We start from the raw sequence: 7,802 nt of genomic DNA, 5'->3' as shown, positions 1-7,802 counted from the left end.
AATTTCTCATGATTTATTTATCTATTTCAGGAGAATAAAAACTGGGATGCACCCCAAGTTTCAATCCCTAATAGGGATTTTAGTTAATTGCAATCCTACTCCAAGGATAAAAATGGCTCTAATCGATGTTTCAATCCCTAATAGGGATTTTAGTTAATTGCAATATTACATATCGAATCTTCAGCACGCGGTTTGGAGAGTTTCAATCCCTAATAGGGATTTTAGTTAATTGCAATTGAAAATAGACGAAGAAATAGGAAATTTTATTATCTATTGGGTTTCAATCCCTAATAGGGATTTTAGTTAATTGCAATCGCCCGGAGTTGAAAGCATTGATATATTTGGTTTTCAAGGTACAGTTGCGTCAACCTGCAATCAAATTAACGTTTGGGGCATTGAGTTGTCAAGGGTGACATGAGTAAAATAAGCTCAAAAGCTTGTGTAGAAAAGGTTAGGGAGTTTGCGTCAATCTCTAACTCTGTAGAAAAGGGTTCAAAACCGCCAAGAGTAAGCTTTTGGGACGCAAAATTTGACTCTTGTTTTCAAACACCTACTGGTTGACGCCAGACTCTAAGGACAAAGGACAGATGACAAATATCGTGTAAATGTATCAGGTTACGCTATGACAACTAACATTACTCCAAACCAGAGTTCCCCAGCGCCTCCTGTCCCAGACTGGGAACCTACCCCACCACCAACAGATTTAATATTTGATGACGGAGAACCTTTGGAAAGTAATCGCCACCGCATTGGGATGAATGTTTTAATTCGGTCGTTGCAACAAGCTTGGTCAGACCGCAATGATTACTTTGTCGGCGGTAATATGTTTGTTTACTATAGTCGTACACAGGCACGGAATCGGGATTTCAAGGGGCCAGATTTTTTTGTAGTTCTCAATGTTGAGGGAACTGCTTCTCGGCAAGGTTGGGTTGTATGGGATGAAGACGGACGGTATCCTGATGTAATTGTGGAATTGATGTCTCCCTCAACAAAAAATGTAGATATAGGCGAGAAGAAGAATCTCTATGAAAGCGTTTTTAGAACTAGAGACTATTTCGTTTTTGACCCATTTGATTCTAACTCCTTACAAGGATGGCGGTTGGATGTGAATTTTCGCTATCAGCCTTTAGTTGCTAATGAGCAAGGTTGGTTATGGTGCGAAACCTTAGGATTTTGGCTGGGAACTTGGGACGGAACAATAGACCGAGAAACTGCCCTTTGGCTACGATTTTATGACCGCGAAGGAAATTTAGTTTTCTTACCAGAAGAAGCAGAACATCAACGGGCTGAAACAGAATCCCAACGGGCTGAAGCCGAATCCCAACGAGCTGAAGCAGAATTCCAACGGGCTGAATCCGAACGCCAACGGGCTGAATCAGAACGCCAACGGGCTGAACGTTTAGCTGCACGTTTGAGGGAATTAGGAGAAAATCCAGAGGATTTATCATAAACATACAAAAAACTCTCTATCACCCGATTAACAAAGTTGGCTCACCTTTGCTGCTAGTTCAGCGGGGTTCATATATTCATAGGGTTCAAAAGGTTGGTGAATCCAGGGGTTGTCGGGCAGGTAGTCAACATAGTAATCAGGTTTTATAACAGAGCAAGCTTTATACCAAAGTACAGCAGTGCGAATTTCTGCGTACGCAAACTCAAGATTTTGCTGTAGCCAAGGAATAGTCTCTTTGAGTGTGACTCCAGAGTCTACGAGGTCATCCACTAACAGAATCCGCGAACCTAAATTTTCAGTGGTCATTGTTAAATGCCGAGAAAAGGTTAACGAACCCCTTTCTTGCTTGCCTGGGCCACTGTAAGATGATGTTGCTAAAATTGCCAGCGGTTGCTTATATATACGGGATAGAATATCTCCTACTCGCAGTCCGCCTCTGGCAAGACAGACAATCTGGTTGAATTCCCAACCCGATTGATAAATCTGAGCAGCCAGTTGTTCAATTTTTTGGTGATAATCTGACCAAGAAACGTAAAGGTCTGGCATAAGGGAAGTAATTTTTAGCTAATACTGAAGGCAAATGCAAACTTTCTATTTTAGTATGAGTGCAACATATTATGAATGATTCTGCGGCTGATGGCTCTGCTGGTGACACTCCTCAAAGTGAAAAACTGCAATTTCAAACTAAACTGGCCTATGGCGCAGGGGATTTAGGCCCAGCTATTACTGCCAATATTTCAATATTTTTTCTGCTGGTTTTCTTCACGAATGTCGCTGGTATCCCAGCGGGTTTGGCTGGCAGCGTTTTGATGATTGGCAAAATCTGGGATGCAATTAACGATCCGTTTGTGGGGTTTTTGACTGATAAAACGAAATCTCGTCGCTGGGGTCGCCGTCTTCCTTGGCTATTGTATGGCGCGATTCCCTTTGGAGTTTTCTTTTTCTTGCAGTGGATTGTACCGCCATTTAGCGTTTGGGGTTTGTTCTGGTATTACGTAGCGATTGGGGTGGTGTCTCAGGTGTTTTATACTGTGGTCAATTTGCCTTATACGGCAATGACACCAGAACTCACGCAAGATTATGACGAACGTACCAGCCTCAACAGCTTTCGCTTTACCTTTTCTATTGGTGGCAGTATTCTATCGCTGATTTTGTCCAAAATAGTCTTTTCTGTAATTAGCGATCGCCAGCAGCAGTATTTAGTCTTAGCCGCTATCTGTACTGTAATTTCGGTATTAGCATTGTATTGGTGCGTTTACGGCACACGCGATCGCGTTTTGGCATTTGAAGCTAAACGCATCCAACTAGAAGAACCCCCATCTATCCCCTTCATCGAACAATTAAAAATTGTCTTTACCAATCGACCTTTTCTATTTGTTATTGGTATATATCTTTGTTCTTGGTTAGGTGTACAGATTACAGCCAGCATTATTCCTTATTTTGTAGTTTACTGTATGCGTCTGCAAGAAGCGGACGTACCTACAGTCATGATTGCAGTCCAAGGAACAGCCCTAGTAATGCTGTTTTTTTGGAGTAATTTAAGTAAAAAAGTTGGTAAAAAAGTTGTTTATTTTCTAGGAATGAGTCTCTGGATCATAGCAGCAGCCGGACTCTATTTCTTACAACCTGGTCAACTAGGTTTAATGTATTTGATGGCAGTAATGGCAGGTTTTGGTGTGTCTACAGCTTATCTAGTTCCCTGGTCAATGATTCCAGATGTGATTGAATTAGATGAACTCCAAACCGGACAACGCCGAGAGGGAGTTTTTTATGGCTTTATGGTGTTACTACAAAAATTTGGTTTGGCTTTTGGGCTATTTTTGGTAGGAAACGCCTTACAAGCATACGGTTTTAAAGAAGCTGTAGCTGGACAAACTGGACTACCCACACAACCTGATTCCGCATTACTAGCTATCCGCCTTGCAGTTGGGCCTTTACCTACAATTTGTTTAATTGCTGGTTTATTTTTAACGTATTTTTATCCGATTACCCGTGAAATGCACGCTGAAATCATGCTGAAACTCAAACAACGGCAAGAAAAGATTGAGTAATTCAGTGGCGCGATCTGCAAAAACTATAAATGCGATCGCGATTTCAGCAAATGTTTATATCGAAGTTATTCTCGATTAAACAGACCTTATGAATGCGATCGCAAAAGCTGCAAATGCGATCGCAATTTCAATAAATACTATTAAGATACACACCAAAAGTGTTTTAACTTGGCAGATCCCTATTAGAGGTAAGAAGCCTTTGATGTGGAAGACGAGCATAACCAGCGATCGCTAAGAGAATGATCAACACAAATGCTGGGATACTCTGCGGGGCTTCGCCTGACTTGAAATGTAGAAACACACAACCAGCCATCAAAACACCGAGTTCTGCTGCTCCTATTGTCGTCGTCCGGGGAACGATCAGAAGTCCTGCCCCAGCAATTTCCGCCACACCCACAAACAAACGAAACCAACTAGGTAATCCAAACTTGGTAAATTGAGCAACAAGTTGTTCAGCACCCGTAAGCTTTAAAGTTCCAACGAATAGGAAAAGCGCTGCCAAGATTGTTGTGAAACTCCACAATGCAATCTTTTTAGCTTTGCTAAACTTTGTCATAAAAGCAACCTCTTATTTAAAATTTTCTCTGTGTCTGTGTTTTAGAAAGTTCTGAACGCTGGCTTCCGGCGCTCAGACTTTCCGTTGTGTCTTCGTTGTTAAAAAATGATTTATGACCCACAGAAGAGCACAGAGAAATTTGAGCGGAGGAAGTCTCCGCTGAGAACTTCGTTGGAACGCGGAGTTAAACTGCCAATTTCACACCGCGAATAGAATAATCCAACAACTCCATCGGGTGGATTACGGAAATTTCCTTACCCTGTAAATGCAAATGCTTAGTAATCTGCAATGTACAGCCAGGATTAGCAGAAGCAATTAAATCAGCACCAGTATTGAGCAGATTCTGTACTTTTTGCTGACCCAGTTCTTCAGCAACTTCCGGTTGCAACATATTATAAACACCTGCACTTCCACAACACAAAGCAGCATCCAAAGGTTCTTTTAACTTCACCCCTGGAATTTGCCGCAATAACTGACGCGGTTGCACGCTAATTTTTTGTCCATGCAATAAATGACAAGCATCTTGATAAACCATATTCAAAGGTTTATCTGTGATTGGCAATAGTTTCGCCGTTAAACCCACAGTTGCTAAAAACTCTTGAGCATCTTTCACTTTAGCTGCAAATTCTTTCGCCTTTTCCCGATATTCCGGGTCATCTTCTAAAATGTGACCGTACTCTTTCAATGTATGCCCACAACCAGCAGCATTGATAATCACAAAATCCACATCTGCCTTTGCAAAACTATCAATCATCTGTCTAGCTAAAGCTTTCGCCTGTTCGGTTTGTCCTTGGTGTTCGGGAAGCGCCGCACAACAACCTTGCGATTGGGGAATTACAACTTCACAACCATTCGCTGTCAGCACCCGCACCGTTGCTTCATTCACAGGAGAGAAAAATAGCCGTTGCACACATCCCAAAATCATCCCGACTCGGTAGCGCTTCTCACCCTTTGCTGGGATAACCGTCGGCAAATTATTTTGAAAGGTTTTCAAAGTAATTTCTGGCAGAATTGATTCCATTGCTGCCAACCGGGGAGATATTTTTTTAAGTAAACCCGTAGCGCGAATTAATTTAGAAAAACCTAGCTTTTGATAGGCCATCAACGGTACAAGTAATATTCTCAAAATATCGGGGTTAGGAAATAGAGAAAATATTAGTTGACGAACCAATTGATCTGGCAGGCTGCGCGGATAATTACGTTCGACTTGGTGACGCGTTGCAGAAATTAACTTGTCATATTGCACGCCAGAAGGACAAGTTGTCACACAAGCCAAACACCCCAAACAAGAATCAAAATGTTCTACCGTTGCCGTATTTAGTGCAATTTCACCTTCGTTAATTGCATCCATTAAATAGATGCGTCCCCTTGGAGAATCCATTTCTTTACCCAGCACCCGATAACTGGGACAAGTCGAGAGACAAAACCCACAATGCACACAACTATCAATTAACTTTGGATCGGGTGGATGATTTCCATCAAAACCCTGCAAATTCTTCACACTCGCCGTATTATTAACAGAATTATCTGAAACTTGCATAATACCTCTATCCCCTCGCTTTGCGTCCTTCGCGTCTTTGTGGTTCGTTTAAAACCTAAATCCCACCCACAAACCGACCAGGACTTAAAATATTCTTGCCATCAAACTGTGCTTTGATCCGACGCATCAACTCCAAAGCATTACCCGTATATCCCCAAACATCAAATTTTTCTTTTACTGTGGCTGGTGCTTCTAAAATAGAGAGAAAACCACTATGAACCTGGCAAATATCGCGGATTTTTAAAGTTTGTTTATGACTATTTAAACACAACAATCCTAACCCACTACTAATATGAATCAAACCCATCTCTACTTGATTTAAAACCTCTATGGCTGCAATAGGTAATACTCCTATTTTGCAAGTAATGGGATTTGTTGCATTAGAATGTAGTTGTTTTGGCAATCTCTGCCACAGATTATCCTCATCCTGAGCTAAATAAATTGCTCCGTCTAATCCTAATTTTTGCCCAACTTCTAACAAGCGGTTTGCCTGTTCGTTGACACTTTCGCTAATACTTTGAAAACGAGCGACTAATCCCAATCCTTTACCCAAATCTAGACTAGATACCAGTTGCGTGGACAGTAAATCAGCTTGGGTTGGTGTTAACGCCGAACCTCGCAAAATATCAGTTGCGTTAGATATAGCCTCTGCCGTGCCAGTTAGTGCCACCGTTGCTGATGCTTCTTGCTGCGGGTAAACTCGGAATGTTACTTGGGTGATAATTCCCAATGAGCCGTAAGACCCAGTAAACAATTTCATCAGGTCATATCCGGCAACATTTTTAACCACTCGTCCCCCAGCTTTGGCAATTTGACCATCAGCACGTACAAAAGTAATGCCTAGCAATTGGTCACGCACACCACCATAACGTTGTCTTAAAGAACCTGTATTAGCTGTAGCTACTATACCGCCAATAGTTGCAAACTCTGGTGCAGTCGGGTCAAGGGCCAGAAATTGGCGAGAACTGGCTAAAATAGCTTGGAGATCAGAAAACTTCATTCCAGCTTCTACCGTAACAGTCAAATCGCCAACGGCGTGTTCAATGAGTTGATTGATGCGTTCTGTACTAACTACCACATCAATTTCCTGAGCCAAACCGCCCCAGCTAAGTTTACTACTACTACCGCAGGGGAGGACACGCCAATTTTTTCGATATGCTTCTGCAATAATGGCGGCTAATTGTTCTTGGGTGCGGGGATAGACAATACAACTGGGATGTTTGCCAGTAGCCATTGCCTTTTGGATAGATTCTTTACGTGTGGTTTCAAGATTTTCCCAAAGATAGACAGCATTTTCTTCATTGACGATAGATGCCAGATCGGAAGCGATCGCTTTCATCAGTTTATTTTTTACGCCCTATTTCTAATTTACTGGCTAATCTCCCTAAAAAATTGCTGAGTGCCTTTAGTTATTGCAACTTTTCAACGGGATTAGAACATCCCCATCCTTAAAAGTTCTGGATGTGAACAGCGAAAAGTCTGTAAGAGTGTTCCAAACAATAAATGATCCAAAACCTGTCATTGCGAATGAAGCAAAGCGGAATGTTCGCGGAGCGTTCCCGAAGGGTAGCAATCGCAGAGTTTGAGATTGCTTCGCTACACTCCGTTTCGCTCGCAATGACAATTGGGCATTTTTTTACTTGGAGTACTCTAAGTATCCGATTCTGTGGACAAAATTTTATCACGGTTCCCCGTTGCTTTCCTCAAAAACTTGGTCACCTAGCACTTTTGAAAAGCCTCTGATACTCAAAAATACTGCTAATACCGCTAAAATACCGATTTTAATACCAATATGTGGCAATTCCTTAATATCAAGTTTCTAATTTAACTTAATTCTCAGTAAAACTTTTTAAGTAATAATACTGAAGAAATAAGATTAATGATGACTTAAGCTGACTATAGGAAATTGTCATTTAAAATCTATATTAGTCATATTTGGCTAATATAGACTTTATATGACCAAAAATTGTATATTTTTTCTCAGGGTAGCAATGTCATCAATCTATTATCTTAAAACATCAGACTTATCTGATGTAATACAATGTCTACACTTATATAACAGCAATATCTTCACCACTAGGCAATTATCTCTAAAATTGCCATTAGCGTTATAACAGTAAAGATTGTTTCGTGCTTTTCATTCATCTTTGCACTTTTTAATGAGAGCAGTTGCACTCTTGAACTGCCAGAATTTCTATTAACAGT

Annotated in this window: 6 protein-coding genes; 2 read left to right on the top strand and 4 right to left on the bottom strand. The window is 41.1% G+C overall.

Features of this window, described 5'->3' with window-relative positions; all coding sequences use genetic code 11:
• The first annotated feature begins 622 nt into the window (after positions 1-622).
• Positions 623-1,450, top strand: coding sequence for a Uma2 family endonuclease (locus BV375_RS04310; protein ID WP_086757612.1), 828 nt, complete (start codon positions 623-625; stop codon positions 1,448-1,450).
• A 27-nt stretch (positions 1,451-1,477) separates the two neighbouring features.
• Here the strand turns inward: BV375_RS04310 and BV375_RS04305 are convergent, their stop codons facing one another.
• A complete protein-coding gene (locus tag BV375_RS04305) occupies positions 1,478-1,996 on the bottom strand; it encodes a phosphoribosyltransferase (protein WP_086757609.1) in 519 nt (172 codons plus the stop codon).
• 71 nt (positions 1,997-2,067) lie between these two features.
• On the opposite strand from BV375_RS04305, the gene BV375_RS04300 reads away from it, so the two are divergent.
• The gene (locus BV375_RS04300) at positions 2,068-3,501 is read left to right on the top strand and encodes an MFS transporter (RefSeq protein ID WP_086757607.1); all 1,434 of its coding nucleotides are present in this window, start codon (positions 2,068-2,070) and stop codon (positions 3,499-3,501) included.
• 163 nt (positions 3,502-3,664) lie between these two features.
• Here the strand turns inward: BV375_RS04300 and BV375_RS04295 are convergent, their stop codons facing one another.
• The 3 genes from BV375_RS04295 to BV375_RS04285 form a co-directional block, all read right to left on the bottom strand.
• Positions 3,665-4,057: a DoxX family protein gene (locus BV375_RS04295; RefSeq protein WP_086690464.1), complete on the bottom strand. Its 393-nt coding sequence runs from the start codon at positions 4,055-4,057 to the stop codon at positions 3,665-3,667.
• Between the two features lie 184 nt (positions 4,058-4,241).
• On the bottom strand, positions 4,242-5,597 hold the full coding sequence (locus tag BV375_RS04290; protein WP_086757605.1) for a heterodisulfide reductase-related iron-sulfur binding cluster: 1,356 nt from the start codon (positions 5,595-5,597) through the stop codon (positions 4,242-4,244).
• Positions 5,598-5,652: 55 nt separating this feature from the next.
• Positions 5,653-6,936, bottom strand: a complete 1,284-nt coding sequence (locus tag BV375_RS04285; RefSeq protein ID WP_086757603.1) for an FAD-binding oxidoreductase — start codon at positions 6,934-6,936, stop codon at positions 5,653-5,655.
• Positions 6,937-7,802 lie beyond the last annotated feature (866 nt).

The organism is Nostoc sp. 106C, from assembly GCF_002154725.1.
Taxonomy (GTDB): domain Bacteria; phylum Cyanobacteriota; class Cyanobacteriia; order Cyanobacteriales; family Nostocaceae; genus Aulosira.
The sequence above is the reverse complement of the archived record's forward strand: the minus strand, read 5'-3'. Positions and strand labels throughout refer to the sequence as shown.

Coding starts and splice junctions, on each gene's coding strand:
- BV375_RS04310 (WP_086757612.1), top strand. CDS start 623: ATGACAACTAACATTACTCCAAACCAGAGTTCCCCAGCGCCTCCTGTC.
- BV375_RS04305 (WP_086757609.1), bottom strand. CDS start 1,996: ATGCCAGACCTTTACGTTTCTTGGTCAGATTATCACCAAAAAATTGAA.
- BV375_RS04300 (WP_086757607.1), top strand. CDS start 2,068: ATGAATGATTCTGCGGCTGATGGCTCTGCTGGTGACACTCCTCAAAGT.
- BV375_RS04295 (WP_086690464.1), bottom strand. CDS start 4,057: ATGACAAAGTTTAGCAAAGCTAAAAAGATTGCATTGTGGAGTTTCACA.
- BV375_RS04290 (WP_086757605.1), bottom strand. CDS start 5,597: ATGCAAGTTTCAGATAATTCTGTTAATAATACGGCGAGTGTGAAGAAT.
- BV375_RS04285 (WP_086757603.1), bottom strand. CDS start 6,936: ATGAAAGCGATCGCTTCCGATCTGGCATCTATCGTCAATGAAGAAAAT.